The sequence below is a fragment of the Nocardia sp. NPDC087230 genome (genome assembly GCF_044744725.1).
Taxonomy (GTDB): domain Bacteria; phylum Actinomycetota; class Actinomycetes; order Mycobacteriales; family Mycobacteriaceae; genus Nocardia; species Nocardia canadensis.
Genome location: NZ_JBIUYV010000012.1, coordinates 112,676 through 136,878 on the forward strand (window position 1 = coordinate 112,676; position 24,203 = coordinate 136,878).

The window sequence follows — 24,203 nt, forward strand, 5'->3', positions numbered from 1 at the left end:
ATGATCAGCTCAGGCCCGCGGCGTCCATGCCGCGTAGTTCCTTCTTCAGGTCGGCGATCTCGTCGCGCAGGCGGCCCGCGAGCTCGAATTGCAGTTCGCGGGCGGCGTTCATCATCTGGTCGGTGAGGGAGGCGACCAGGTCGGCCAGCTCGGCGCGCGGCATGGACTTCACGTCGCGTTCGGCGTAGATGCCCGCGCTGACGGCCCGGCCGGGCTCGCCCTGGGCGCGCCTGCCGCGGCTGACATTGCGACCCGATCCGCCGACGGCGACCTCGTCGTCGGCCTCCAGGTACACCTGATCCAGGATGTCGGCGATCTTCTTGCGCAGCGGCTGCGGGTCGATGCCGTTGGCCTCGTTGTAGGCGACCTGCTTGGCGCGGCGGCGATCGGTCTCGTCGATCGCGTGCCGCATCGAATCGGTGATCTTGTCCGCGTACATGTGCACTTCACCGGAGACGTTGCGCGCCGCGCGGCCGATGGTCTGGATGAGGCTGGTGCTCGACCGCAGGAAGCCTTCCTTGTCGGCGTCCAGAATCGCCACCAGCGACACCTCGGGCAGGTCGAGGCCCTCGCGCAGCAGGTTGATGCCGACCAGCACGTCGTACTCGCCCAGCCGCAGCTGGCGCAGCAGCTCCACCCGGCGCAGGGTATCGATCTCGGAGTGCAGGTAGCGCACCCGCACGCCGAGGCCGAGCAGGTAGTCGGTGAGGTCCTCGGCCATCTTCTTGGTGAGGGTGGTGACCAGCACGCGCTCGTCGCGCTCGGTGCGCTGGCGGATCTCGTGCACCAGATCGTCGATCTGGCCCTTGGTCGGCTTCACCACCACCTGCGGGTCGACCAGGCCGGTCGGGCGGATGACCTGCTCGACGACCTCGCCACCCACCTGGCCCAGCTCGTACGGGCCCGGTGTCGCCGACAGATAGACCGCCTGACCGATCCGATCGGCGAACTCCTCCCAGGTCAGCGGGCGGTTGTCGACCGCCGACGGCAACCGGAAACCGAACTCGACCAGGTTGCGCTTGCGCGACATGTCACCCTCGAACATGCCGCCGATCTGCGGCACGGTGACATGCGACTCGTCGATGACGAGCAGGAAGTCGTCGGGGAAGTAGTCCAGCAGGGTGGCCGGCGCCGACCCGGCCGGACGGCCGTCGATGTGGCGCGAGTAGTTCTCGATGCCGGAGCAGAACCCGACCTGGCGGATCATCTCGAGGTCGTATTCGGTGCGCATGCGCAACCGCTGCGCCTCGAGCAGCTTGCCCTGCTTCTCCAATTCGGCCAGCCGCGCGGCCAGCTCGGCCTCGATGTCGGCGACCGCGCGCTCCATCCGCTCCGGACCCGCCACATAGTGGGTGGCGGGGAAGATGCGCAGCGAGTCGACCTGGCGGACGACGTCACCGGTGAGCGGGTGCAGGTAGTACAGCGCCTCGATCTCGTCACCGAAGAACTCGATGCGGACCGCCAGCTCCTCGTAGGACGGGATGATCTCGACGGTGTCACCGCGCACCCGGAACGAGCCGCGGGTGAACGCCATGTCGTTGCGGGTGTACTGCACGTCGACGAGCAGGCGCAGCAGCGCGTCACGGTCGATCTCGCCGCCGACATCGAGCTGCACGGAGCGGTCCAGGTACGACTGCGGGGTGCCGAGGCCGTAGATGCACGACACCGAGGCGACCACGACGACGTCACGGCGCGAGAGCAGGCTCGAGGTCGCCGAGTGTCGCAGGCGCTCGACGTCGTCGTTGATCGAGCTGTCCTTCTCGATGTAGGTATCGGTCTGGGCGATGTACGCCTCGGGCTGGTAGTAGTCGTAGTAGGAGACGAAATACTCGACCGCGTTGTGCGGCAACATCTCCCGCAGCTCGTTGGCCAGCTGGGCGGCGAGGGTCTTGTTGGGCGCCATCACCAGCGTGGGCCGCTGCAGCTTCTCGATCAGCCACGCGGTGGTCGCCGACTTGCCGGTGCCGGTGGCACCGAGCAGGACGACGTCCTTCTCCCCCGCGGTGATCCGCCGTTCCAGCTCGGCGATGGCGGCGGGTTGGTCACCGGCGGGCTTGTGCTCGCTGACCACCTCGAACTGCCCGCCCGCACGCTCGATGGTGCCGACAGGGCGGTGCTCGGAATGAGCCAGCGGGTGCCCCCGCTCCTCGTACCCTTCCGTCGGGATCTCGGTTGCGAATGCCATGCCCACCAGGTTAGGCCCGACCACCGACAAGTCGCGCGGACAGCACGCACACCGGCGCCGATCCGGCGACACGCGTGCGCCACGCCGAGGCACCGCTCGTGGGCCCGGTGTCGTTCGGATGAACTTCTGCTCAGCGGCGAAGCCGCTCACCTGCGCGGACGCCGGGCCGCGCGCGGCCCGCAGCATCGTGGCGACCCCAGGCGCGCGAGCACATCGCCTGGTCCGACCCGTGCCCGCGATCATCCAGCCGCGCCACCGCAACTTCGGAGCATTCGGCAGCGATGTCCGAAAAGTCCCATGTCCCAAGGATATTCACAGCAATGTGGTCCAGCAGACACGGCGCGTGACGCACATCCGGGCGTACCCTGAGTTGATCATCGGCACGTGGTGAAGGACAAGGCCATGAGCGCACTGCTTCCTCTGCTCGTCGCGGCTCCGGCGGTCACCGGATTCGCGGGATACTTCGCACGGGAGATCCGCGGCCCGCAGCCGCCGCCGGTCACCACCCCCACCGCGCCGCCGCCGGGCCGCCCCCGCGTCGAGTACTTCGACGTGGCAGAACTCACCAGCACCGACGCCAAGGGCTACATCCGGCCCGTCGACCGGTACGAGGTGCAGCCGTGGGGCGTCTACCTCGCCCGCACCGTCGACCGGCCGCGCGGCCGCTACGAGGAGTCCTGGCTGCTGCCCGGACCCGCCGTGCGCGCCACCATCGAGCACGATCGCCCCGGCCACCACCGCAGTCACGACTACGTCCTCGACATCGTCGAGTTCGTCCAGGTCGGGCCCAAACGCTGGCAGGCCACCGACTACTTCCTCGACATCGCGGTCCGCCGCGGCCGGTCGGCGACCCTGCGCGGTGCGGGCGAGCTGCTGGCCGCCCACGCCGCGGGTCACGTCGACACCGCCCAGGCCGATCGCGCCTTCGCCCGGGCCGCGGCCGTCCTGGACGGCCTCGCCGCCAACGACCACGATGTCGAGCAGTGGTTGCGCTCGCGGGAGATCACCCTGACCTGGATGTGAGCGGGCCCGGCCGGCCACCGGTAGATTTTCCGGTCATGACGCAGGCTTCCACCGTGCACGTGCATCCGCCCAAGATCGAGTACTTCGACGTCGCGGCGCGGACGAACACCGATCCGAAGGGGTTCGTCCGGCCGGTGGAGGTCTACCGGGAGCAACCGTGGGGCCTGTACATGGGCAGGCACTCCGACCATCCGAATTTCCACTACCTGGAATCGTGGGTGCTGCCCGAGCTCTCGCTGCGGGCGACGAAGTTCCACCACAATCCGGGGGTGGAGCGCTGGCAGGACGTCTACGTCGATGTCGGGGCGTTCACCCGCGAGTCGGCCACGCTGTGGAAGTCGGTCGATCACTACCTGGATCTGCTGGTGCGCACGGGCCGCGAGGTCGAGCTGGTCGATGTCGACGAGCTGCTGGCCGCGCACGCCGACGGCCTGCTCGACGCGGCGGACTGCCAGGCCGCGATCGAGCACGCGACCGCCGCGATCGACGGGATGGCCGCGCACGGGCACTCGCTCGAGGCCTGGCTGGCCACCCGTGGCATGACCCTGACCTGGCGCTGAAACGACGAAACCGCCCCGACCTCCGGTAGTGAGATCGGGGCGGTTTCCGCTCGGGGAGGATCAGCCGGCCGACAGGCTCGGGAACAGATCCGCCAGGCCGCCGCCGCAGCCCGCGCTGCCGGTCGCGGCCGCCTCGCCCACGGTGACGGTGATCGAGTCGCTGATCAGCAGCTGCCGCGCCTCGAGCTTGTGCTGTCCCGCCGTGGTGGGCTTCCAGGTGATGCTCACCGTGCCCGAGAGCAGCGACGGCGACACCGGGCTGCCCGGGATGTCGACGCCGTTGTCGGTGAACTTCACCGAGGTCAGCCGATCGACCTCGACGCTGGCGGTCAGCTTGTAGCTGCATCCGACCTTGTGGTCGGACCCAGCCACGGTGAGGTTGCCGACCCACGCCGAGGCCTGCGGTGCGGCCAGCACGACGCTGGCGGCGACGGCGCCGAGTGCGGTGATGCCGAAGCCCGCACGGCCGAACTGACGGTGATGTGTTGTCATACGCGCTACAACTTCCCTGTGAACCGAGTCACCGGCTGGTGACTCGGCACAATGTACCCAGCGCGCGACGCCGTTCGGCCACTTTTTGAAACATTGATGTTTAACAGATTGGTCTCGGGTCAGACGCGCGCCCCAGCCCACTCGGTGACCACCGGATAGACCGCGTCGAACCACGGTTCCTTCACCGCGTAGTACGCCTGCGCCGCCGCCTCCCCGGTCTTGCCCGCCGCCGCCTGCTCGGCCTCGCGCTTGATCACCAGATACGCCGCACGCGCGTCCTCGTCCTGGCGCAGCCAGTCCCGCAACGCGAGCGCGAACTGCTGGCCGGGCGAATCCTGCACGCGCAGATGGATATTCGCCGGACGGGCCGGATCGGCATTGCCGTGCAGGCGCTTGCCCCAGCGAGCCAGGTCGGTGCCATCGGGGTCGCCGGGGGTGGGCTTCGGGTTGTCGTGGGTGACCGACGGCGCGAGTGGGAACCCGGCCCCGGCCAGCGCGTCGGCCAGCGACTCGGCGGTGGCCAGGTCGGCCACCGTCACCTGGATGTCGATGATGTCCTTGGCGGGCAGACCGTGCACCGCGGTCGAGCCGATGTGGTCGATCCGCACCGCCGACGCGCCACACGCCAGGTGCAGCCGGGCGATGATCCGGCGGGCCTGGGCGGCCCAGTCCGGATCGGCGGGCACCAGCCGGTAGGGGGCGCCGGCGCGGACGCCCTCGCGCTGATTGCGTTCGAACGGCACCAGTCGCTCGGTCCACAGCGCGCGCACCTGGGCCTCGACGATCTCGGGGGCGCCGTTGTTGTCCAGCCACACGTCGGCGACCGCGTGCCGCTGCTCGTCGGTGGCCTGCGCGGCGATCCGGGTGCGCGCGTCGGCCTCGGCCACCCCGCGCTGCTCCACCAGCCTGCGCAGCCGGGTCTCGATCTCGGCGCCGACCACCAGGACCAGCTGCATGAGCGGGGCCAGCCCGTTCTCGACGAGCAGCGGAATGTCCTGCACGACGATGGCCTGCTCCGGCGCCGCGCCGATCAGCTCGGCGGTGCGCGCGCCGACCAGCGGATGCGTGATCGCGTTGAGTTTGCCCCGGGACTCGTCGTCGGCGAAGGCGACCGCGGCCAGCGCGGGCCGGTCGAGACTGCCGTCGGCGGCGAGAATGCCCGATCCGAACGCCTCGACCAGCGCGGCCAGGCCCGGCGTGCCGGGCGCGACGACCTCGCGGGCGATCGCGTCGGAGTCGATCAGCACCGCCCCGCACTCGACCAGGGTCCGCGCCACTGTGGATTTACCCGCTCCCATGCCTCCGGTGAGGCCGATCCGCAACATGGGGCCCAGTCTCGCAGACGCCGCGCCGTGTGGTCCCCGGCCTCGGATTCTTTCCGACACGCCCAGGCGCCGACCGGCGCAAATCCGAGGTCGGGCGAGTCGCGTGGATTAATGTTCGCGCTGGCGAGAAGGCCAGCTCCAGCTACCGAAGGATAATCATGGGCACCACAGACCACCGGACGGCTCGCCACCGCCTGGGAATGCCCGGCGGTGTGCATTGCATCGAACACCCCGCTGTCGCAGCGACTCTCGCCGAATACCGCCGATCCTGGTTCACCGCCCTGATCTCCCCCGCCCGGCACAGCTTCGCCGCGATGCGCAAACGGCCCAGCATGGCCGCCGCCGCCGGCTACTGGGTCCCCGCCGCCGCGAGCTGACTCTCCCGCGACAGCGCGCACCGGGCCCGGCGATCATCGCCGGGCCCGCGCCGTGTCACACTCCGACCAGTCCGCTCGGCGCACGCCTGCTGCCCGGCTGCTGGGTCGGCATCGTGTTCGGCGGCACCGGATAGGGCGCGCCCTGACCGAGGGTGCCCGCCGCGATGTTCGGCCCGCACTGCGCGACCGCCGCGTCCGCCTTGGGCCGCGGGTCGGGCAGCACCGGCTTCGTCGCGTTCGGCGCGGCCACGAAGTCGAAGGTCGAGGTCATGTCCCCGGTGACGCCGCGCCGCCACGCGGTCAGGTTCGGCACGTCGACCCCGAACCGGGTTTCCAGCAGCCGCAGTTGCGAGGTGTGGTCGAAGGTCTGCGACGCGACCAGCCCGCCGCGGCTGTAGGGCGAGACCACCAGGCACGGCACTCGGTAACCGAGGCCGATCGGCCCGGCGATACCCCCGGCGGCGGGCACCCGGTCCAGCGGCACGGTCAGGAACTCCCCGGCCGTGCCCGGGGGCGGCGTCGGCGGGACGACGTGATCGAAGAAGCCGCCGTTCTCGTCGTAGCTGATGATCAGCGCGGTCTTCTCCCACACCGCCGGATTCGACGTCAGGATGTCGAGCAGCTGCACGATCCCGAGCGCGCCGAACGCGGCGGGCAGGGCCGGGTGCTCGCAGTGCAGCACCGAGGGCACCACCCACGACACCGCGGGCAGGGTGTTATCGGCGACGTCGGCCTGGAAGTCGTTGGGGTACACCGGCGCGATGCCGCGCCGGGCCGGCTCGGAGTTCGGGTCGGCGGCCTGGGTGAAGCAGCCCATCATGCCGTCCAAGATCATCGACGAGGCCGGCCCGACATCGCGGTTGCTGTAGATCTTCCAGCTCACGCCCGCCTCGGACAGGTTCTCCGGGTAGGTGCGCCAGCTGTAGACGTTCTTGGGGATGAGCGTCGGCGTCTCCACCAGCGGGCCACCGGCCAGCCCGTCGGGATCGATGGTGGCGCTGACCCAGTACAGCCGGTTGGGGTCGGTCGGGCCGAGCACCGAGCAGTGGTAGTTGTCGCAGAGGGTGAACGCCTGCGCCAGCTCGGTGTGGATCGGAATGTCTTCGGGCAGGTAGTAACCCATCGCCGCGGGGGCGTTGGCCGGGCCGACCGAAGCCACCGACATCGGCATCCAGCCGTCGTTGCGGCCGTGGTTGAACGCCTGGTGCATGCCCGGCCAGGTGTGGTCGGGGTCGTTGATGCATTCGCCGTCGAGGGTAGCGCCACGGGTGGTGTCGAGCCGGAACGGTTCGACGAAACCGTCTGCGGTGGGCCCGATTCCGGGCGACCAGCCGTACTGGCGTCACGACGCCGAGGCCTCACCGAATCCCCGCACCCCCGACAGGGTGCCGAAATAGTGGTCGAAGGACCGGTTTTCCTGCATGAGCAGCACGAAGTGCTCGATGTCGCCGAGCCCGCCCAGCCCGGCGGGGTCGGCGGCGAAGGCACGGTCGATGATCGGATTCGCCCAGGAGGCAAGCGTGCCCACGGCGCCGGCGGCCATCGCCTTGGCCAGGAACTGTCGCCGGTTGAGGCCGGAGAAGGGACCAGAACTCATGTCGATGGAGCACCTTTCCCGAGGAGGGGACGGAGCGATCGGCGCCGACACTACTCCACCGGACCCGGGAAAGGCCGAAGGCCCCGGTCCGTGTGGACCAGGGCCTTCGGTACTGCTCTACCCGAATCAGGCGTTGCCGGAGAGCTTCTCCCGCAGAGCCGCGAGCTGCGCGTCGCTGGCGAGCGAACCGCCGGCGGACTCGGCCGGGCCGGAGGAGGCCTGCGAGCTGCCACTCTCGGAGGAGTAGTTGCCCGAGGCGGGACCGCCGTTGGCGGCCTCGGCGGCAGCGTCGGCTGCCATCTTCTCCATCTGAGCGGTGTGCATCTTGTGGCGACGCTCGGCCTCGGCGTAGCGGCCTTCCCACTCTTCACGCTGCTTGTCGAAGCCCTCGAGCCATTCGTTGGTCTCGGGATCGAAGCCCTCGGGGAAGATGTAGTTGCCCGCATCGTCGTAGCTGTCGGCCATGCCGTACTTCGACGGGTCGAACTCGGCGTGGTAGTCCTCGTTCGCCTGCTTCAGCGACAGCGAGATCCGGCGACGCTCCAGGTCGATGTCGATGACCTTGACCATCGCGTCGTCGCCGACGGCGACAACCTGGTCCGGGACCTCGACGTGGCGCTCGGCCAGCTCGGAGATGTGGACCAGGCCCTCGATGCCCTCTTCGACGCGCACGAACGCACCGAACGGAACCAGCTTGGTGACCTTGCCGGGCACGATCTGGCCGATGGCGTGGGTCCGGGCGAACTGACGCCACGGGTCTTCCTGGGTCGCCTTGAGCGACAGGGAGACGCGCTCGCGGTCCAGATCGACGTCGAGAACCTCGACGGTGACCTCGTTGCCGACCTCGACGACCTCGGACGGGTGGTCGATGTGCTTCCAGGACAGCTCGGAGACGTGCACCAGGCCGTCGACGCCACCCAGGTCCACGAAGGCACCGAAGTTGACGATCGAGGAGACCACACCCTTGCGGACCTGGCCCTTCTGCAGCTGGTGCAGGAACTCGGAGCGGACCTCGGACTGGGTCTGCTCGAGCCAGGCGCGACGCGACAGAACCACGTTGTTGCGGTTCTTGTCGAGCTCGATGATCTTGGCCTCGATCTCCTTGCCGACGTACGGCTGGAGGTCGCGGACACGACGCATCTCGACGAGCGAGGCGGGCAGGAAGCCACGGAGGCCGATGTCGAGGATCAGGCCGCCCTTGACGACCTCGATGACGGTGCCCTTGACGGCCTCGTCCTTCTCCTTGAGCTCCTCGATCGTGCCCCACGCGCGCTCGTACTGCGCCCGCTTCTTCGACAGGATCAGGCGGCCTTCCTTGTCCTCCTTGGTGAGAACCAGGGCCTCGACCTCATCGCCCACGGAAACGACCTCGTTGGGGTCGACATCGTGCTTGATGGAGAGTTCACGGGAGGGGATGACGCCTTCGGTCTTGTAACCGATGTCGAGCAGGACCTCGTCACGATCGACCTTGACGATGGTTCCCTCGACGATGTCGCCATCGTTGAAGTACTTGATCGTGGCGTCGATGGCGGCGAGGAAATCCTCGGCGGAGCCGATGTCGTTGACGGCTACCTGCGGCGAGGTGACGGTGGTGGGCATATGTGGATTTGCTCCGGACGGATTGTGGTCGGTTGCGGACATTGGAACTTTCGGTACGCTGCGAGATCACCGCGACGAGGCGACGAAGGATACCGGGTAAGTATCGCACGGACCGCCACACTTGCTGGTGATCGAACTCAGCACGGGCGACTCCGTCATCGGATACCGTACGCATTCAACCCCGGCGCACAGCGCTCCTCGAAAGACACTCGCGTGCCTCAGCGTACGCGACCCGAGTCCAGCCGGGCAAACCACCCCCTCCACCCCGCCGATACCCTGGTCGCCGTGTCCGACGACGAACGCCACGCGCAGGCCAACGCGCTGCTGGGAACCACCGCGACCACCCGGACCAAGATCGGTTCGGCGGACAGCGAACGCGCGAGCAGGCGCTGGTGGGACGCCGATGCCGACCAGTACCACCAGACCCACGCCGACTTCCTCGGCGTCGACTCCCCCGGCGGCGAGTTCGTCTGGTGCCCGGAGGGCCTGCACGAAGGCGATATGGGGTTCCTCGGCGAGCTGACCGGCAAGTCCGTGCTCGAGATCGGTTGCGGTTCCGCGCCGTGTTCGCGCTGGCTGGCCGGTCAGGGCGCGCATCCGGTCGGCCTCGACGTGTCGATGGGGATGCTCGAGCGGGGCGTGGCGGCGATGGCGCAGGGCGGGCCGCGGGTGCCGCTGGTCCAAGCGGGCGCCGAGGCGCTGCCGTTCGCCGACGCCTCCTTCGATCTGGCTTGTTCGGCCTTCGGCGGTGTCCCGTTCGTCGCCGATTCCGCGCTGGTCATGCGCGAGGTCGCCCGCGTGCTGCGCCCGGGCGGGCGCTGGGTGTTCTCGGTGAACCACCCGATGCGCTGGATCTTCCCCGACGATCCCGGTGAGGACGGCCTCGTCGCGCGCATCCCCTATTTCGACCGGACCCCGTACGTGGAGGTCGACGGCGACGGCGCGCCCACCTATGTCGAGCACCATCGCACCATCGGCGACCGGGTCCGGGAGATCGTCGGCGCGGGCCTGACACTGCTCGACATCGTCGAACCCGACTGGCCGGAGTGGCTGGACCGGGAGTGGGGTCAGTGGTCGCCGCTGCGCGGGGAGATCTTCCCCGGCACCGCCATCTTCATCACCGAGAAGCCGCGCGTCTAGAACTCGGGCAGCGCCGCGAAGGCCGGGTCGACCCGCACGTTGGGCACGGTTTCGGCGACCCAGCGGCGGGCCCTGGTCAGCGCGTGATCGGGGAACACGGCGTCGAAGCGGACGTCGTCGGACAGCAGATAGGGCAGACGACCGCGCAGCCCCGGCGCGTACGGGTGCGGCGGGCACATCTCACTGCGGTGGACCTGCGCACCGATCGAGGACTCCCGCAGCCCGGGCACCCCGGTCTCGGGACAGATGATCTGGAACACCGCGGAGCACCGATCCTTCGGTACCACGATCGAGGCGGCGAAGACGAGCTCGCCCCGCGGGCCCGGCAATTGTGTCTTCTCCACGCGCAGCAGCGCGGGCAGCTGGTCGACCCAGACCACGAACGCCTCGATGAGACAGCCGGTGCGGGCGTGGTGCTCGGCCAGCCGCCTGCGCAGCCGCGGCAGATCGTGCAGCCGCGCGGGCAGGTCGGGCGCGCCGTCGACATAGGTCAACGCGACGACATCACGAGTGGCCGGATTCCCCCAGGTCGTGTTGTCCAACTGCTGCATTCCAGGAATGTCGAACGAGATGGGCACCGGGACAACTTACCGGCGCGGACGAGTTCGGTTGTGCCCGTGCGCGGGAGAAGTCGCGACTCAGGCGGAAATGCGTTCTTCGACCAACTCCACCAGCCAGGAGTGGTGATCGGTCACCATCGCGCGGCTGCGCGGGGTGGCCAGCACCGGCGCCAGCGCGGTCCGGAACGCCGCGGCGGCGGCGCGGTCGTCGAAGTCGAGGTCGACCAGGACGCGGCCGGGATCGCCCTCGACGCGGCCGACGCGGTAGGTGCGGACCCCGTGGTCGGCGCGGAAGCGATCGTACTGATCGAAGGCCGCCTTCCAGGTGTCGTAGTCACGCACGGTGTTGTCGATGTGCAGGGTGGTGGTCATGATCGCCTCCGTGGCCGGGTCGAATGGGATGACTCGAGTGTGGGCCCGATCGATGCCCGGCCGACATCCCTGATGCTGGGGGTTTTTCGCCGTAGACTGAGCCGGTGCCGAGCGCCTTGGCCGACCGGGTGAGCCGGCTGTGCCGTGCCGATCATGCCGCCAAACGACTACGTGAACTCGTGTTGGCCGAGATCCGGCTGTCGATGCCGTTCACCGGTCATGTCTTCGCGCTCACCGACCCGGTCACCGCGGTCGCGACGGCACCGCTGGCCGATGTGCCCGGGCTCGAGCTGGCGCGGCTGCCGGAACTGATCCGGGCTCGTTATCTCACCCCGCTCAATCGCTGGGACACCCTGCGCGGCACCGGCGCTCACTCCCTGCTCGACGCCACCGGCGGCGAACCCGACCGCTCACTGTTGTGGCGCACCGCCCAGCGTGAGCTCGGCGTCACCGATTCGGCCACCGTCACCTTCGCCGACCGCTACGGCTGCTGGGGCTTTCTGGAGCTGCTGCGGGTCGACGAATCCCCCTTCACCAGAAGCGAACTCGCCGAACTCGCCACCCTGACGCCGGCTGTCTCGACCGCGCTGCGCGCGACGGTCGGCGCCGGGTTCGTCGAATCCGACGCGCAGCTGCCCCCGCTGGGCCCCGCGGTCGTCCTACTCGACGACGCCTTGCGCGTGCGCTCCCAGACGGCCGCCGCCGCCGAATCCCTGCTCCGTCTGCTGCCACCCGACGAACCGATCCCGCCGGTCCCCGCCTCGGTCTACAACGCCGGGGCCGCCCTGCTCGCCGCCGAGGCGGGCACCCCCATCGGCCCCGCGTCGGCCCGCATCCACCTGGGCGGCAACCGCTGGCTCACCGTGAAGGCCGATCGCCTCGGCGACCACGACATCGCCGTCGCCCTGCAACCCAGCACCGCCGCCGAACGCCTGGACCTGTTCGCCCGCGCGCACGGCCTCTCGGCCCGCGAATCCCAGGTCCTCTCCCTCCTCGCCACGGGCCTCGACTCCCGCGAGCTGGCCGCCGAACTCGTCCTGTCCGAGCACACCGTCAACGACCACGTCAAAGCCATCCTGGCCAAATCCGCCACCCGCACCCGCCAACGGCTCCTCACCCGAGTCCTCGGCAGCACCTGACGCGACCACTATGTCGATCGCGGCTTGCGGCCTGCCTGCTCCAGGGCCAGGCGCAGGGCGTATTCGATCTGGGAGTTGACGCTGCGCAGGTCGTCGGCCGCCCACTTGGCGATGGCCTCGTGGACGGCCGGGTCGAGCCGCAGCAGGACCTTCTTGGGTTCCTTCTTCGGCACCGTCATGGCGGTCAGGCGTAGAGGGATCCGGTGTTCACGACCGGCTGGGTGGCGCGGTCGCCGCAGAGGACGACGAGCAGGTTCGAGACCATGGCGGCCTTGCGTTCCTCGTCGAGCTCCACGGTGCCCGCCGCGGCGAGGCGGTCCAGCGCCAGGCCGACCATGCCGACCGCGCCCTCCACGATCTGGGTGCGCGCGGCGACCACCTGGGCGGCCTGCTGGCGGACCAGCATGGCCTGGGCGATCTCGGGCGCGTAGGCCAGATGGGTGATCCGGGCCTCGATGACCTCGATGCCGGCGGTGAGGGTGCGCGCGCGCAGCTCCTCGGTGAGTTCCTCGGCCACCTCGGCGCCGTCGCGCAGGCTGGTCCGTGAATCGTCGTGCGCGTCGTAGGGGTGGGTGGTGGCCAGGTGCCGCACCGCCGCCTCGGACTGGGTCTCGACGTACTCCTCGTAGTCGTCGACCGCGAAGGCGGCCTTGAAGCTGTCGACCACCTTGTAGACGACGACCGCCGCGATCTCGACCGGGTTGCCGTCGGCGTCGTTGACCTTCAGCTTCTGGGTCTCGAAGTTGCGCACCCGCAACGAGATCGACTTGCGGTCGGTGAGCGGGAGCACCGAGAAGAACCCGGGGTCCGACACCGAACCGACGTAGCGACCGAAGAAGGTGACGACCTTGGCCTCGTTGGGGTTGACGATGATCAACCCGGTGGCCAGCACCGCCAGCACCAGCACCAGCACGGCCGCGGCGACCGCGCCCGCCCAGGCGAGCGCCCCACCGTCGTGCTGGGTGGCGGCGATGAACGCGAACACGGCGGCGGCGCCGAACACCAGGGTGAGCACCAGCCACCCCAGCAAGACGACGAACCCGTTGACGCGGAATGCGGACCGCAGCTCCATGACATCCTCCCGATATCTGAGTGATATCACGAAGATAGTAGACATCGGGCGTATCGACAAGCCGTGGCTACGCGGGCGCGATATTGCGGTTGAAGCGGAACATGTTGCGTGGGTCGTAGTTCGACTTCGCGGCGGTCAGCCGGGCGTAGGTGTCGGGCGCGTAGCCCGCCTCGGTCTGCGCGGCGTCGGCGGCGGCACCCGCGCCGTAGAGGAAGTTCAGGCTGTGCCCGATCGTCCAGGGCGCCAGCGCTTCCCGGACCGCGGCCAGGCCCGTCGGCGCGGCGTCGCCCTGCGCGCCGGTGATCACCCGCACGAGGTACTCGGCGTCGCGATGGTCCACCGCCGGGCCGCCGTGCCGCAACGCCCCGCCCAGGTGGCGGATGTCGACGACGGCCTCGACGGGTCCACCGGGCGCGGTCTGCGCGCGCAGCGCCGCGATCGCCTCGCCGGTCAGCTCGGACAGCAGCGCGTTGGTCGCGGCGTACGCGTGCGGGAAATCCGGATCGCTGTGGATGGCGTGCGACTCGGTGTACGGCAGCACGCGCAGGTCGTCGCGCATCCGCTCGCCGATCGCGCGCAGCGGGGCGACGAGCCGTTGCCCCTCCTCGGCCGGGCCGTCGAAGGCGATCCGGATCGAAGCGACGTGCCTGCCGCGCAACGGTTCCGGCACCGGGGTGATGTCCGGGAAGGTGAGCACCGCGATCGTCGAGGTGAGGGTGTCGGGCAGCGTCGCGGTCCACCGCCGCCACGTCTCGAGCGCCGTGTCGACCAGCGGGGTGTCGAACATCAGCCGGCCGCCGTACACCTCGGTGACGGGCACCAGTTCGAGCTCCAGCGCGGTGACCACGCCGAAGTTGCCGCCGGAGCCGAGCACCGCGCCGAACAGCTCGTCGGCGGGGGTGAGCGTGCGCCTGCGGCCGTCGGCGGTCACCAGGTCGATCGAGCGCACATGGTCTGCGGCATAACCGAATTCCCGGGCGAGCAGGCCGAGGCCGCCGCCGAGCACGTACCCGACGACGCCGACCGACGGCGAGGAACCGGTGAGCGGCGCCAGCCCGTGCGCGGCCGCCGCCTCGATCAGGGCGCCCGCCCGCACCCCGGCGCCGACGCGCGCGGTGCGCGCGCCCGGGTCGACGGTGACGGCGTCCATCCGGCGGGTCGTGATCAGCACGCCGCGGTCGGCCGCCACCGAGAGCCCGTGCCCGGTCGCCTGCACCGCGACCGGAAGACCCTGCCGCGCGGCGTATTCCACGGCGGCACGGACGTCCTCGGCATGCACCGCGCCGACGACGAGGGCGGGGCGATGGGTGTAGGCGGTCTGGAACCCGGCCACCTCCTCGGCGTAGCCGGGGTCGGCCGGGGTGAAGACCGGGCCGGTGAAGGGCAGGGATTCGAGGGTCTGCGCTGCGTTGTCGGTCATGCCTTCGACTGTGCCGCCGCCGCTGATAGAAGTACAACAGATAACTCTTCTTGCTTCGATAAATATCAGTTATGCACTTCGCTAGAATCCCGGCATGGAACTGCGGCAGCTGCGGTATTTCGTCACCGTCGTCGACGAGGGCGGGTTCACGCGTGCGGCCGAGCGTCTGCATCTGACGCAGCCGGGGTTGAGCGCCCAGGTCAGGCAGCTGGAACGCGAACTGGGTCAGCCACTGCTGCACCGGGGCGCTCGGTCGGTGACGCCCACCGAGGTCGGCTCGGCGGTGCTCGCGCACGCACGGGCCGCCCTGGCGGCGGCCGACCGGATCGGCGAGACCGTGCAGGAATTCTCCGGGCTGCTACGCGGGCACGTGCGGCTCGGCGTGATCTCCGGCGCGGCCACCGAGGAATTCGATGTCGCGGGCGTGCTCGCCGACTTCCACGACGATCACCCGCAGGTGCGGATCAGCCTCACCGAGGACACCGCCGAGCGGATGCTGGCCGCCCTCGAGCGTGGCGAGCTGGACATCGCTCTGGTCGGATTGACCGGCGCCGCACCGAGTCCCGGCATCGGACTGGACGTGGTCCTGGAGACGCCGGTGGTCGCCGCCGTCGCCGGCGACGCGCCCGCCGACCCCGGCGAGTCGGCGGGCACGATCAGCCTGTCCGCGCTGACCGAACATCGCCTGATCTGTCTCCCGCGCGGCACCGGCCTGCGGGGCGTATTCGAAAGAGCTTGCGCTGCGGCGGGTTTCACCCCGGACATCGCCTTCGAGGCCGCCGCTCCCCCGCTGCTGCTGCGGCTGGCCGCCCACGGTCTCGGCACCGCGGTCGTGCCCGCGCTCACCGAGGACGAGGCGAAGGCGTTCGGCGTGCGCGCGCTGGCCATCGTCGACCCGCCGATCCGTGGGCGGCTCGCGCTGGCCTGGCGCACCGATCGCCCCGGCGGACCGGCGGCCAAGGTCTTGCTCGGCCAATTGCGCATCGCCCTCGGCCGCCGCTGAAACAGCCCAGAAACCCGCTGTGAACTGGCCTTTTGATCTGGACATCACCATCGGACAGAGCGGATAATTCAGACATCCGGTGCCGCTGTCGGGGGGCGACAACGAAAGTATCGGACAAAGGACGAAACAATGATCGTCAACAAACTGGTGGCAACGGCGATATTCGCCATCGCGGCCACCGGTGTCAGCACGGCTATGGCGAATGGACAGGCCCGAGTGGGCCAGGATCTGACCTTCAACGCGATCGACGGGCCACTGGCCTACACGACGACACTGGCGGCGGACCACTCGACGGCGACGATCGACCTCGTCGCGGGACGGTTCGCGCTCGGCGACGGCACGGTCACCGTCTTCGCCGACAACGGCGCGGTGGTCGGCGCCATTCCGACGACCCTGCGTATGGCGACCGGGCACAGCGTCACCGTGGCGCCCGCGCTCGACAGCAGCGCGCGGGTACTGACCCTCACCCCGGTCAGCGCGCCTGCGCCCGCGCCCGCCGCGACGGCGACCGCACCCGCGGTGCTCGGCCTGCATCAGGCCGCCACGACGGGCTCCATCGTCGCCGGCGTCGCGATCGGGTGCGCCGTCGGCATTCTGATCGGGATCTGGTTCTTCCTGGTCGGCGCGGTGGTCGGCTGCGTGATCGGTGGTGTCATCGGCGGGTTCATCGCCGCGGGAATGTGAGCGGGATCGAGTGAGGGAGAGATTCGTCGCGCGCCCAGAGATTTTCGACTGACCGCGCGGTACGAAACGACCGGCCCGGACCGGCACGGCCCGGGCCGTGGTCGTCATGCGGGGATCGAATCCTGGTGCGCCACGGCCACTGTCTTACCCGCCACCTCACGCACCACGAGGTAGATCGGGAAGGCGATGGGCGACAGCAGGATCGTGGCGACCAGCAGCGGGCCCATCAGCAGCGGGGAGATCCCGCGCTCGCGGCTGTCGAGGTAGATCCAGCGGCCGAGGAACAGGTCCCAGGCGATGATCTGGGCCCACAGCGCGGTGAGCAGGGCCGGGTCGGCGACGGCGGCGGTGATCGCGTCCAGCGACGGCGAGGTGACCAACGACCACAGCGCGCCGAGGACCGGCACGGCCACGATCGCCCAGATCGTCAACGGCAGCAACACGATCCACGGCGAGCCGATGATCGTCCGGGTGTGGCGCCAGGTGGGCGCCAGGATCATCAGCGCCCAGAAGGGCACGGTGACGAAGAACGAGAGATCGAAGAGCGTGCTCATGCGGTGACCGCCTGTCGGGTGAGGGTCGCGCTCGCGAGCGAGACGAGAGTTCCGGCGACGACGAGGGTGCCGATCGCCGCGGCCGCAGTCAGGGTGACCCGGTCGGGATGAATCAGCGGCTGGCCGCGCAGGGCCTGCCAGGTGAGCAGCGCCAGCGTCGCGGCGTAGCCGAAGGCCATGGTCCAGACCAGCCCGAGGCGGGCACGCACGGAAGCGAACACCGGAACGCGCGGCGCCAAGATGAGCAGCAGCGCGGCGAACAGCGGCAACACCTGCAGGGCGTGCATGCCGAAGAAGTGCGGAATACGCAAGTCACCGTGCGTGGTGCTCCAGCCGGTCAGCGGCATGCCCGGCGTGCCGTCGGGCGCGCCGACGGTGTGCGCGCCGGCGATGTCGGTCACGCCCGATTCGCGGTTCGGCATCAGATTGCCCAGGCCGAGCCCGACCAAGGTGATCGCCAGACCGAGCCGGATCGACCAGGTGGTCGCCCGGTCACCGAACCTGGCGAACGAGAGCTGCGCCGCGATGACCATGGTGGCGAGGAAGAGCACGAGGATGGTGCTGCCCATGGTGACCCACAGCACGGCATCGAACGTGGTGGTCATGTTGTAGTGGCTGCGGGTGCCGCGCACCACCTGACCGAAGATGATCAGCTGCTCGATGGCGCCGGCGACGACGATCACCGTCGCCATCGCCGAGGTGAGCCGGGACACCTTGGGCCGCAACGAGATCAGCCAGGCCAGCGCGACGCTGTAGAGCACGAACGAGATCGCGAACTTGGTCGGCTTGAACCAGGCGGTCGACCCGGCGATCACCCGGTCGTCGACCAGCATCCCGACCAGCCCGACGACGACCAGGACCGCGTTGATCGCGGCGAAGGAGAGCAGGGGGCGGTGGAGTCCGGACTGCCTGCGGGGCAGCGCGTCGAGGGACGAAAGGACAGACATGACGAATCTCCCAGAGATAGATAGCTTCACTATCCGTTATGGATAGTTAGACTATCCGCTGTATCCAGGGTGAGCAAGGGGGCGGCCGAAAGCAGAGGTGAACTGTGCGGATCTCAGAGTTGAGCGAGCGCAGCGGGATCGCGCTCGCGACGATCAAGTACTACCTGCGTGAGGGCCTGCTCCCGCCGGGCGAGCGGACCGGGCCCAACCAGGCCAGCTACGGCGAACAGCACCTGCGCAGGCTGCGGCTGGTCCGCGCGCTGATCGAGGTCGGCGGGCTGCCGGTGGCCACCGTGGGCGAAGTGCTCGCCGCCGTCGACTCCCCCGACCTGCCCATGTTCAGCCTGCTCGGCGTGGTGCAGGACAGCATCACCGCACCACCGCCGCCCGCCGCCGACGCCGAATGGGAGCGCGCCGCGGCCACCGTGCGCGCGGAGATGGACCGCCGTGGCTGGGACGCCAAGCCGAGCCCCGGGCCGATCGACATCCTCACCTCGGTCCTGGTGCGGCTGGCCCAGCTGGGCTACGAGGACTGGGGCACCACCGCGCTGCCGAGCTACTTCGACGGTGCGCGGGTGATCGCCGACAACGACGTGGCGACCGCGCTGGCCGCGGGCGGGCGCGACGACATCATCGACGCCGTCGTGGTGCTGACCGTCCTCGGTGACACCGCCATGGCCGCCATCCGGCGCATCGCCCAGGCCCAGGTCTCGCTGGAACAGCTGAAGAACCGCCAGGAATGAGCGATGGCCCCGCGGATATCCGCGGGGCCATCGGTCTTTGTGCTGCTCAGAGCAGGCGCGACAGGAAAGCCTTGGTGCGCTCGTGCTGGGGGTTGGCCAGCAGCTCGCGCGGCGGGCCCGACTCGACGACCACACCGCCGTCCATGAACACCAGCTCGTCGGCCACCTCGCGGGCGAAGCCCATCTCATGGGTCACCACGATCATCGTCATGCCGGAGTCGGCGAGTTCGCGCATCACGGTGAGTACCTCACCGACCAGCTCGGGGTCCAGCGCCGAGGTGGGCTCGTCGAACAGCATCAGCTTGGGGTCCATGGCCAGCGCCCGCGCGATGGCGACCCGCTGCTGCTGACCGCCCGACAACTGCGCCGGGTAGGCGTTGCGCTTGGCGGCCAGCCCGACCCGCTCCAGGAGCTCCTCGGCCCTGGCGATCGCGTCGGCTCTGCGGAGGCCGCGCACCTGGGTCGGCGCCTCGATGATGTTCTCGAGGGCGGTCCGGTGCGGGAACAGGTTGAAGTGCTGGAACACCATCCCGATGTCGCGGCGCTGGACCGCGGCGTCGCGCGGATGCATCTCGTAGAGCTTGCCGTTCTTCTCGCGGTAGCCGACGAGATCACCGTCGACGTAGAGCCGTCCCGCGTTCACCTGCTCGAGGTGGTTGATGCAGCGCAGGAAGGTCGACTTGCCCGAACCCGAGGGCCCGACCAGGGTCAGCACCTTGCCGCGCGGCACCTCCAGCGAGACGCCCTTGAGCACCTTCAGGGCGCCGAAGTTCTTGCACACCCGATCGGCGAGCACCATCGGCGGCGTCGTCACTGCTGATTCGCTCATTTCGCCTTCACCGCCGCCTGCGCCGTGGCCAGTTCCTCGAGCTGCTTGGCCGTCAGCTGCCGGGTGGCACCGCGCGAGTAGTAGCGCTCCAAGTAGTACTGCCCGACCATCAGGACGCTGGTGATCGCCAGGTACCAGGTGGCACAGACGAGCAGCAGCGGGATCGGCTGGAAGTTCACGCCGTAGATGTCGCGTGCGCGGCCGAACAGATCGGTGCTGAGCGGGATGGCCGTGACCAGCGAGGTGGTCTTGAGCATGCCGATCAGCTCGTTACCGGTGGGCGGGATGATCACCCGCATCGCCTGGGGCAGCACCGTGCGGCGCATCGTCTGCGTCCACGACATACCCAGCGCCACCGAGGCCTCGCGCTGGCCCTCACCCACGGAGTTGATGCCAGCGCGCACGATCTCGGCCATGTAGGCGGCCTCGTTGAGACCGAGGCCGATCACCGCGAACAAGAACGCCGCCTGCAGATGCTGCACGTCCAGGTGGAAGAACTGCGGACCGAACGGCACGCCGAGGTCGATCTGCTTGTAGAGCGAGGGCACCAGGCCCCAGAACACCAACTGCACGAAGACCGGGGTGCCGCGGAAGATCCACAGGTACACCCACGCGGTGGTCCGCAGCACCGGGTTCGGCGACAGCCGCATCACCGCCAGCACGGTGCCCAGGCCCACCGCGATCGCCATGGCGAGCACGGTGAGTTCCAGGGTCACCAGCGCACCCGCGGTGATCCGGCTGTCGAACAGGTACTTGCCGTAGGTGTCCCACCGGTAGGCGGGATTCGTGGCCGCGCCGTAGACGAACAATCCCACCAGGATCAGGATGATTGCCGCCGCGATCCAGCGACCCGGCCTGCGCAGCGGGACCGCTGTGATCGGTTCGGGTTCGGTGCCCGGTCCGGGCACCTCCACCACGTCGTTGCGCTCGGTCACGTCAGCTCACTGCGCCGTTGATCACCGAGGTCTTGATCTGACCGTCCTGCACACCCCAGTTCGTGGTGATCTCGCCGTACTTGCCGTTGTCGATCAGGTGCTGCAGCGCCTTCTGCAGGGCCGCCGCCAGGGGCGAGCCCTTCTGCACGGCCCAGCCGTAGGGCGCGGAATCGAACAGCGGACCCGCGGCCTCGATCTTGCCCTCGCTCTGCTTGATCGCGTAGGCGGTCACCGGGGAGTCGGCCGACATCGCGTCGACCTGGCCCAGCACCAGCGCGTTGGTCGCGGCGCTCTGCTCGTCGAAGGCCTTCATATCGATGGCCGGCTTGCCCTCGGCGACGCACTTGGCGCTCTTGGCGGGAATCTCGTCGGTGTGCTCGACCGTAGTGGACTGTACGGCGACTTTCTTGCCGCACGCATTGTTCGGATCGACGGCTTTACCGGTTTGCTGGGCCCACTGGATGCCCGCGGAGAAATAGGTCGTGAAATCGACCTGCTGTTCGCGTTCGCGCGAATCGGTGATCGAGGACATACCCACGTCGTAGGTGCCGGCCTGAATCGCGGGAATGATCTTCTCGAACGAGGATTCGACGTAGTCGACCTTCAGTCCGAGGGTGGTCGCCACGGCGTCGAGGAGATCGACGTCGAAGCCGACGATCTTGCCGCTCGCGTCCTTGTACTCGTTGGGCTGGTACGGCACGTTGACGCCGACCACCAGCTTGCCTGCCTGCTTCACCTTGTCGGGAACGGCCGCGGCGAGCGCGTCGACCTTCTCCACCGAAACCTTGGTCACCTCGGCGGTGTCGCCCTCGGTGTTGTCGGCACAGCCGGTCAACACCAGCGCACCCGCGGCCGCGGTACACAACAGCCGCGCGGCGCTGCGGCCGAGAACAATACGAACAGACAAAGGAGCCTCCACATTTCACGTCGACGCCGGCCACGTGTCAGCGCCTGTTTGGCAATGTATGCGAACCGGACACAGCGTGGTGCGACAGTAACCGAAGATTAATCAGCCAATGTGAAAGGGGTCCCTTCACCTCCGGTGCACGCGCGCTCTGACCTGCTCGGTGAATTCGCTGGTCGAAGCCAGGCCGCCCAGATCCGCGGTCGCGATCCCGGCCGCCAGCGTGGCCGCGACGGCGCGGGTGATCCGCTCGGCGGCGTCGTGCAGCGCACGGTCGTCGTCGCGAACGGCCAACCACCGCAACAACATCGCCGCCGACAGTTGCAGGGCCGCCGGATTGGCGCGATTGCGGCCCGCCAGGCCGGGCGCGGCGCCGTGCACGGCCTGGGCCATCGCCTTGGTGTCGGAGCAGTTCAGGGAGGCGGCCATGCCCAGCGAGCCGGCCAACTCGCCCGCGAGGTCGGAGAGGATGTCGCCGAACAGGTTCTCGGTGACGATCACGTCGTACTCGCCGGGCGCGCGCACCAGGTGCGCGGCCATCGCGTCGACGTGCTCGTCGTCGACCCGCACGTCCGGGTACCGCGCGGCCACCTCGTAGCAGACGTCGCGGAACAGGCCCGTCGTCATCGGCAGCACGTTCGCCTTGTGTACCACCGTGACCCGCTTGCGCCTGCCCTGGGCCAGCCGCAGCGCCTGGTGCGCGATCCGCTCGCAGGCCTGCCGGGTGATCACCGCGACCGCCATCGCCACGTCGGGGGTGGGGCGGAACTCCCCCGATCCGGCGAACATGTTGCGGTCGGCGTAGAAGCCCTCGCTGTTTTCCCGCACGATCACCAGGTCGATGTCGGGCGCGCTCGCCCGCACCCCGGCGAACGCGGCGGCGGGCCGGATGTTGGCGTAGAGACCGAGCCGTTTGCGGATAGTGCCGCCGGGCGCGACCCGCATGTCGGTGGGATAGGAGGCGTTGTCGTGCGGGCCGAGGATCCACGCGTCGAGGTCCTCGAGCGCGACCAGCGTCTGCTCGGGCAGCGGGTCGGCGTAGGCCGCGATCGCGTCGTGGCCCATCAGCAGCGGCACCCACTCCACCGGGCCGCGACCGGCCGCGCCGATCGCCTCGTCGACGACCGCTCGCGTCGCGGCGACCACCTCGGGGCCGATTCCGTCTCCGTCGATCACACCGAGCCGCAGGCTCGCCTTCGCACCGTTCACGCGTCCATCCTCGCGCCTGACCGGACCGAGTCGGCCACGGGGACACGCGGGAGCGACTACTTTCTGCAGATCATGGTGCAGTCGGTGGAGTTGCTCCTGGACGAACACGGCGAGGCCGAGATCCGGCGGCAGTGGGCGGTGCTGGCCGAGGCCGGGATCGGCAGTCCCCGCGGCGCGACCCATCGGCCGCACGTCACCGTCGCCGTGGCGCGCGAGATCTGGCCCCGGATCGACCACGCACTGGCCGGCATCGAGTTCCGGCCGCTGCCGATCACGCTGGGCGGACTGCTGGTCTTCGGGGCCCGCAGGCCGATCCTGGTGCGACCCGTCGTGGTCACCGAGGATCTGCTCGCCCTCCAGCGCCGGGTCCACCACCTGGTGGCGCCCTGTCCCGGCGTCCCCGCGACCATGGCGCCGAACGCCTGGACCCCACACGTCACGCTGGCCCGCCGGGTGCCGCCGGACCGGCTCGGCGCGGCGATCGGCGCGGTGGCCACCGACCACGACTTTTCCACCGTTGTGGTGGGCATTCGCCGCTGGGACGGGGAGGCACGCCAAGAGCGCCTCGTGGCCGGTGGAAGATAGAGGGACGCCACGGCGTTACAGCCGAGGACACCGACAAGGAAGGGACGTCATGGCCACCCAGACGCTGACCCAGCAGAACTTCGACGAAGTAATCACCGGAAACGACGTGGTCCTCGTCGATTTCTGGGCTTCCTGGTGCGGACCGTGCCGCAGCTTCGCGCCGACCTACGAGGCCTCCTCGGACAAGCACACCGATGTGGTCTACGGCAAGGTCGACACCGAGGCCGAGCAGGGACTCGCGGCCGCCGCGAACATCCAGTCCATCCCGACCATCATGGCCTTCCGCGAGGGCGTGCTCGTGTTCGCCCAGCCGGGCGCGCTGCCGCCCGCCGCGCTCGAGGACCTGGTGACCCAGGTGAAGGGCCTGGACATGGACGAGGTGCGCAAGCAGATCGCCGAGCAGTCCACTCCCGCCGAATAGGCGCCGCCTACGCGAAGGGTCCGTTCACCTCGGGTGAGGTGAACGGACCCGGACGTGCTCGTCGGCTCAGCCGGCCAGCAGGTTGAGACCCGCGATCATGGCGCGGACGCTCGACTCGGCGGCATCGGCGCGCATGGCCGCGGCCCAGCCGCGCTTGCCGTTGAACTCGCACTGCACGAAGGTGGCGATCCCCTCGGCGGTGCGGCGCTGATGGAACTGCAGGATCTCGAGGGGGTAGCCCTCGTCGTAGAGCGCCGAGGTCATGGCGGCGACCGGGCTACCGGCCGCGATGACGGTGCGCAGATGGTCGGCGAATTCCAGGGTGGCGGTGAAATCCGTTCCGGAACAGGTGAATTCGCCGAGAGTGATCGGTCCGTCGATCCGGGTGTACCGGTCGAGGAACTGGGCGGGAGTCAGGTCGATGGTCTCGGCGCGCAGCCCCTTGGGGGCGGCGTCGAACAGGGCACGGTCCAGTGTCAGCAGTGTCATTGCAGGTGAGGTCTTCCCGAAGATCGTCTTCGTTGGCAG

General features: G+C 69.4%; 26 protein-coding genes and 1 pseudogene. 10 read left to right on the forward strand and 17 right to left on the reverse strand.

Going from position 1 to position 24,203, the window contains the following annotated elements:
* Positions 1-4: 4 nt before the first annotated feature.
* Complete coding sequence (gene uvrB / locus ACIO52_RS28940) at positions 5-2,185, reverse strand: excinuclease ABC subunit UvrB (protein ID WP_255587015.1); 2,181 nt, start codon at positions 2,183-2,185, stop codon at positions 5-7.
* Positions 2,186-2,587: 402 nt separating this feature from the next.
* Here uvrB and ACIO52_RS28945 point away from each other — a divergent pair, with 402 nt between their 5' ends.
* Positions 2,588-3,208, forward strand: coding sequence for a DUF402 domain-containing protein (locus ACIO52_RS28945; RefSeq protein ID WP_255587014.1), 621 nt, complete (start codon positions 2,588-2,590; stop codon positions 3,206-3,208).
* 59 nt (positions 3,209-3,267) lie between these two features.
* The gene (locus tag ACIO52_RS28950) at positions 3,268-3,768 is read left to right on the forward strand and encodes a DUF402 domain-containing protein (protein ID WP_374104827.1); all 501 of its coding nucleotides are present in this window, start codon (positions 3,268-3,270) and stop codon (positions 3,766-3,768) included.
* Between the two features lie 60 nt (positions 3,769-3,828).
* Here ACIO52_RS28950 and ACIO52_RS28955 read toward each other — a convergent pair whose 3' ends face one another.
* Together ACIO52_RS28955 and coaE are read right to left on the reverse strand one after the other, a co-directional pair.
* Positions 3,829-4,260: a hypothetical protein gene (locus ACIO52_RS28955; RefSeq protein WP_218716681.1), complete on the reverse strand. Its 432-nt coding sequence runs from the start codon at positions 4,258-4,260 to the stop codon at positions 3,829-3,831.
* A gap of 119 nt (positions 4,261-4,379) precedes the next feature.
* Positions 4,380-5,585 (reverse strand): dephospho-CoA kinase, encoded by a 1,206-nt coding sequence (gene coaE, locus ACIO52_RS28960; RefSeq protein ID WP_316574085.1) that lies wholly within the window; start codon positions 5,583-5,585, stop codon positions 4,380-4,382.
* 158 nt (positions 5,586-5,743) lie between these two features.
* Here coaE and ACIO52_RS28965 point away from each other — a divergent pair, with 158 nt between their 5' ends.
* The gene (locus tag ACIO52_RS28965) at positions 5,744-5,962 is read left to right on the forward strand and encodes a hypothetical protein (RefSeq protein WP_218716679.1); all 219 of its coding nucleotides are present in this window, start codon (positions 5,744-5,746) and stop codon (positions 5,960-5,962) included.
* 55 nt (positions 5,963-6,017) lie between these two features.
* On the opposite strand, the pseudogene ACIO52_RS28970 reads toward ACIO52_RS28965, so the two are convergent.
* Both ACIO52_RS28970 and rpsA read right to left on the reverse strand, forming a co-directional pair.
* Positions 6,018-7,559 (reverse strand): annotated as a pseudogene (locus ACIO52_RS28970) (phospholipase C).
* A gap of 126 nt (positions 7,560-7,685) precedes the next feature.
* Complete coding sequence (rpsA, locus tag ACIO52_RS28975) at positions 7,686-9,158, reverse strand: 30S ribosomal protein S1 (RefSeq protein ID WP_218716677.1); 1,473 nt, start codon at positions 9,156-9,158, stop codon at positions 7,686-7,688.
* A 285-nt stretch (positions 9,159-9,443) separates the two neighbouring features.
* Here rpsA and ACIO52_RS28980 point away from each other — a divergent pair, with 285 nt between their 5' ends.
* Complete coding sequence (locus tag ACIO52_RS28980) at positions 9,444-10,298, forward strand: class I SAM-dependent methyltransferase (RefSeq protein ID WP_402648273.1); 855 nt, start codon at positions 9,444-9,446, stop codon at positions 10,296-10,298.
* On the opposite strand, the gene ACIO52_RS28985 is transcribed toward ACIO52_RS28980, so the two are convergent.
* Positions 10,295-10,849, reverse strand: a complete 555-nt coding sequence (locus ACIO52_RS28985) for a hypothetical protein (RefSeq protein ID WP_218716675.1) — start codon at positions 10,847-10,849, stop codon at positions 10,295-10,297. The two genes, ACIO52_RS28980 and ACIO52_RS28985, sit on opposite strands and share 4 nt — an antisense overlap.
* Before the next feature lie 87 nt (positions 10,850-10,936).
* On the reverse strand, positions 10,937-11,230 hold the full coding sequence (locus tag ACIO52_RS28990) for a hypothetical protein (protein WP_218716674.1): 294 nt from the start codon (positions 11,228-11,230) through the stop codon (positions 10,937-10,939).
* A gap of 104 nt (positions 11,231-11,334) precedes the next feature.
* Between ACIO52_RS28990 and ACIO52_RS28995 the strand changes: the two genes are divergently transcribed.
* The gene (locus tag ACIO52_RS28995) at positions 11,335-12,369 is read left to right on the forward strand and encodes a LuxR C-terminal-related transcriptional regulator (protein WP_402648275.1); all 1,035 of its coding nucleotides are present in this window, start codon (positions 11,335-11,337) and stop codon (positions 12,367-12,369) included.
* Positions 12,370-12,377: 8 nt separating this feature from the next.
* On the opposite strand, the gene ACIO52_RS29000 is transcribed toward ACIO52_RS28995, so the two are convergent.
* The 3 genes from ACIO52_RS29000 to ACIO52_RS29010 form a co-directional block, all read right to left on the reverse strand.
* A complete protein-coding gene (locus ACIO52_RS29000) occupies positions 12,378-12,548 on the reverse strand; it encodes a hypothetical protein (RefSeq protein WP_218716672.1) in 171 nt (56 codons plus the stop codon).
* Between the two features lie 5 nt (positions 12,549-12,553).
* Positions 12,554-13,441, reverse strand: a complete 888-nt coding sequence (locus tag ACIO52_RS29005) for an SPFH domain-containing protein (protein WP_402648278.1) — start codon at positions 13,439-13,441, stop codon at positions 12,554-12,556.
* 67 nt (positions 13,442-13,508) lie between these two features.
* Positions 13,509-14,861: an FAD-binding oxidoreductase gene (locus tag ACIO52_RS29010; RefSeq protein WP_402648281.1), complete on the reverse strand. Its 1,353-nt coding sequence runs from the start codon at positions 14,859-14,861 to the stop codon at positions 13,509-13,511.
* Positions 14,862-14,955: 94 nt separating this feature from the next.
* Between ACIO52_RS29010 and ACIO52_RS29015 the strand changes: the two genes are divergently transcribed.
* The gene (locus tag ACIO52_RS29015; protein WP_402648284.1) at positions 14,956-15,864 is read left to right on the forward strand and encodes a LysR family transcriptional regulator; all 909 of its coding nucleotides are present in this window, start codon (positions 14,956-14,958) and stop codon (positions 15,862-15,864) included.
* Between the two features lie 129 nt (positions 15,865-15,993).
* On the forward strand, positions 15,994-16,548 hold the full coding sequence (locus tag ACIO52_RS29020; RefSeq protein ID WP_402648286.1) for a hypothetical protein: 555 nt from the start codon (positions 15,994-15,996) through the stop codon (positions 16,546-16,548).
* Positions 16,549-16,652: 104 nt separating this feature from the next.
* Here the strand turns inward: ACIO52_RS29020 and ACIO52_RS29025 are convergent, their stop codons facing one another.
* The gene (locus tag ACIO52_RS29025) at positions 16,653-17,102 is read right to left on the reverse strand and encodes an ABA4-like family protein (RefSeq protein ID WP_402648288.1); all 450 of its coding nucleotides are present in this window, start codon (positions 17,100-17,102) and stop codon (positions 16,653-16,655) included.
* On the reverse strand, positions 17,099-18,049 hold the full coding sequence (locus ACIO52_RS29030) for a hypothetical protein (protein WP_402648290.1): 951 nt from the start codon (positions 18,047-18,049) through the stop codon (positions 17,099-17,101). The genes ACIO52_RS29025 and ACIO52_RS29030 overlap by 4 nt, the downstream gene beginning before the upstream one ends.
* Positions 18,050-18,153: 104 nt before the next feature.
* Here ACIO52_RS29030 and ACIO52_RS29035 point away from each other — a divergent pair, with 104 nt between their 5' ends.
* Positions 18,154-18,792 (forward strand): MerR family transcriptional regulator, encoded by a 639-nt coding sequence (locus ACIO52_RS29035; protein ID WP_402648293.1) that lies wholly within the window; start codon positions 18,154-18,156, stop codon positions 18,790-18,792.
* 46 nt (positions 18,793-18,838) lie between these two features.
* Here ACIO52_RS29035 and ACIO52_RS29040 read toward each other — a convergent pair whose 3' ends face one another.
* The 4 genes from ACIO52_RS29040 to ACIO52_RS29055 form a co-directional block, all read right to left on the reverse strand.
* Complete coding sequence (locus tag ACIO52_RS29040) at positions 18,839-19,591, reverse strand: amino acid ABC transporter ATP-binding protein (protein WP_218716689.1); 753 nt, start codon at positions 19,589-19,591, stop codon at positions 18,839-18,841.
* 26 nt (positions 19,592-19,617) lie between these two features.
* Positions 19,618-20,556 (reverse strand): ABC transporter permease subunit, encoded by a 939-nt coding sequence (locus ACIO52_RS29045; RefSeq protein ID WP_402648296.1) that lies wholly within the window; start codon positions 20,554-20,556, stop codon positions 19,618-19,620.
* A gap of 1 nt (position 20,557) precedes the next feature.
* Positions 20,558-21,463 carry an ABC transporter substrate-binding protein gene (locus ACIO52_RS29050; protein ID WP_402648298.1) on the reverse strand — a complete coding sequence of 302 codons (906 nt, stop codon included), beginning with the start codon at positions 21,461-21,463 and terminating at the stop codon, positions 20,558-20,560.
* Between the two features lie 126 nt (positions 21,464-21,589).
* A complete protein-coding gene (locus tag ACIO52_RS29055; protein ID WP_402648301.1) occupies positions 21,590-22,669 on the reverse strand; it encodes an isocitrate/isopropylmalate dehydrogenase family protein in 1,080 nt (359 codons plus the stop codon).
* Between the two features lie 84 nt (positions 22,670-22,753).
* Between ACIO52_RS29055 and ACIO52_RS29060 the strand changes: the two genes are divergently transcribed.
* Positions 22,754-23,254 carry a 2'-5' RNA ligase family protein gene (locus tag ACIO52_RS29060; protein WP_402648304.1) on the forward strand — a complete coding sequence of 167 codons (501 nt, stop codon included), beginning with the start codon at positions 22,754-22,756 and terminating at the stop codon, positions 23,252-23,254.
* Between the two features lie 49 nt (positions 23,255-23,303).
* On the forward strand, positions 23,304-23,675 hold the full coding sequence (gene trxA, locus ACIO52_RS29065; RefSeq protein WP_218716661.1) for a thioredoxin: 372 nt from the start codon (positions 23,304-23,306) through the stop codon (positions 23,673-23,675).
* Positions 23,676-23,741: 66 nt separating this feature from the next.
* On the opposite strand, the gene ACIO52_RS29070 is transcribed toward trxA, so the two are convergent.
* The gene (locus ACIO52_RS29070; protein WP_218716660.1) at positions 23,742-24,164 is read right to left on the reverse strand and encodes a 2-keto-3-deoxygluconate kinase; all 423 of its coding nucleotides are present in this window, start codon (positions 24,162-24,164) and stop codon (positions 23,742-23,744) included.
* Positions 24,165-24,203 lie beyond the last annotated feature (39 nt).

Bases quoted from the DNA above. Each gene is read 5' to 3' on its own strand.
- uvrB (WP_255587015.1), bottom strand. From the start codon at position 2,185: ATGGCATTCGCAACCGAGATCCCGACGGAAGGGTACGAGGAGCGGGGG.
- ACIO52_RS28945 (WP_255587014.1), top strand. From the start codon at position 2,588: ATGAGCGCACTGCTTCCTCTGCTCGTCGCGGCTCCGGCGGTCACCGGA.
- ACIO52_RS28955 (WP_218716681.1), bottom strand. From the start codon at position 4,260: ATGACAACACATCACCGTCAGTTCGGCCGTGCGGGCTTCGGCATCACC.
- coaE (WP_316574085.1), bottom strand. From the start codon at position 5,585: ATGTTGCGGATCGGCCTCACCGGAGGCATGGGAGCGGGTAAATCCACA.
- ACIO52_RS28965 (WP_218716679.1), top strand. From the start codon at position 5,744: ATGGGCACCACAGACCACCGGACGGCTCGCCACCGCCTGGGAATGCCC.
- rpsA (WP_218716677.1), bottom strand. From the start codon at position 9,158: ATGCCCACCACCGTCACCTCGCCGCAGGTAGCCGTCAACGACATCGGC.
- ACIO52_RS28985 (WP_218716675.1), bottom strand. From the start codon at position 10,849: ATGCAGCAGTTGGACAACACGACCTGGGGGAATCCGGCCACTCGTGAT.
- ACIO52_RS28990 (WP_218716674.1), bottom strand. From the start codon at position 11,230: ATGACCACCACCCTGCACATCGACAACACCGTGCGTGACTACGACACC.
- ACIO52_RS29000 (WP_218716672.1), bottom strand. From the start codon at position 12,548: ATGACGGTGCCGAAGAAGGAACCCAAGAAGGTCCTGCTGCGGCTCGAC.
- ACIO52_RS29005 (WP_402648278.1), bottom strand. From the start codon at position 13,441: ATGGAGCTGCGGTCCGCATTCCGCGTCAACGGGTTCGTCGTCTTGCTG.
- ACIO52_RS29010 (WP_402648281.1), bottom strand. From the start codon at position 14,861: ATGACCGACAACGCAGCGCAGACCCTCGAATCCCTGCCCTTCACCGGC.
- ACIO52_RS29015 (WP_402648284.1), top strand. From the start codon at position 14,956: ATGGAACTGCGGCAGCTGCGGTATTTCGTCACCGTCGTCGACGAGGGC.
- ACIO52_RS29020 (WP_402648286.1), top strand. From the start codon at position 15,994: ATGATCGTCAACAAACTGGTGGCAACGGCGATATTCGCCATCGCGGCC.
- ACIO52_RS29025 (WP_402648288.1), bottom strand. From the start codon at position 17,102: ATGAGCACGCTCTTCGATCTCTCGTTCTTCGTCACCGTGCCCTTCTGG.
- ACIO52_RS29030 (WP_402648290.1), bottom strand. From the start codon at position 18,049: ATGTCTGTCCTTTCGTCCCTCGACGCGCTGCCCCGCAGGCAGTCCGGA.
- ACIO52_RS29040 (WP_218716689.1), bottom strand. From the start codon at position 19,591: ATGGTGCTCGCCGATCGGGTGTGCAAGAACTTCGGCGCCCTGAAGGTG.
- trxA (WP_218716661.1), top strand. From the start codon at position 23,304: ATGGCCACCCAGACGCTGACCCAGCAGAACTTCGACGAAGTAATCACC.
- ACIO52_RS29070 (WP_218716660.1), bottom strand. From the start codon at position 24,164: ATGACACTGCTGACACTGGACCGTGCCCTGTTCGACGCCGCCCCCAAG.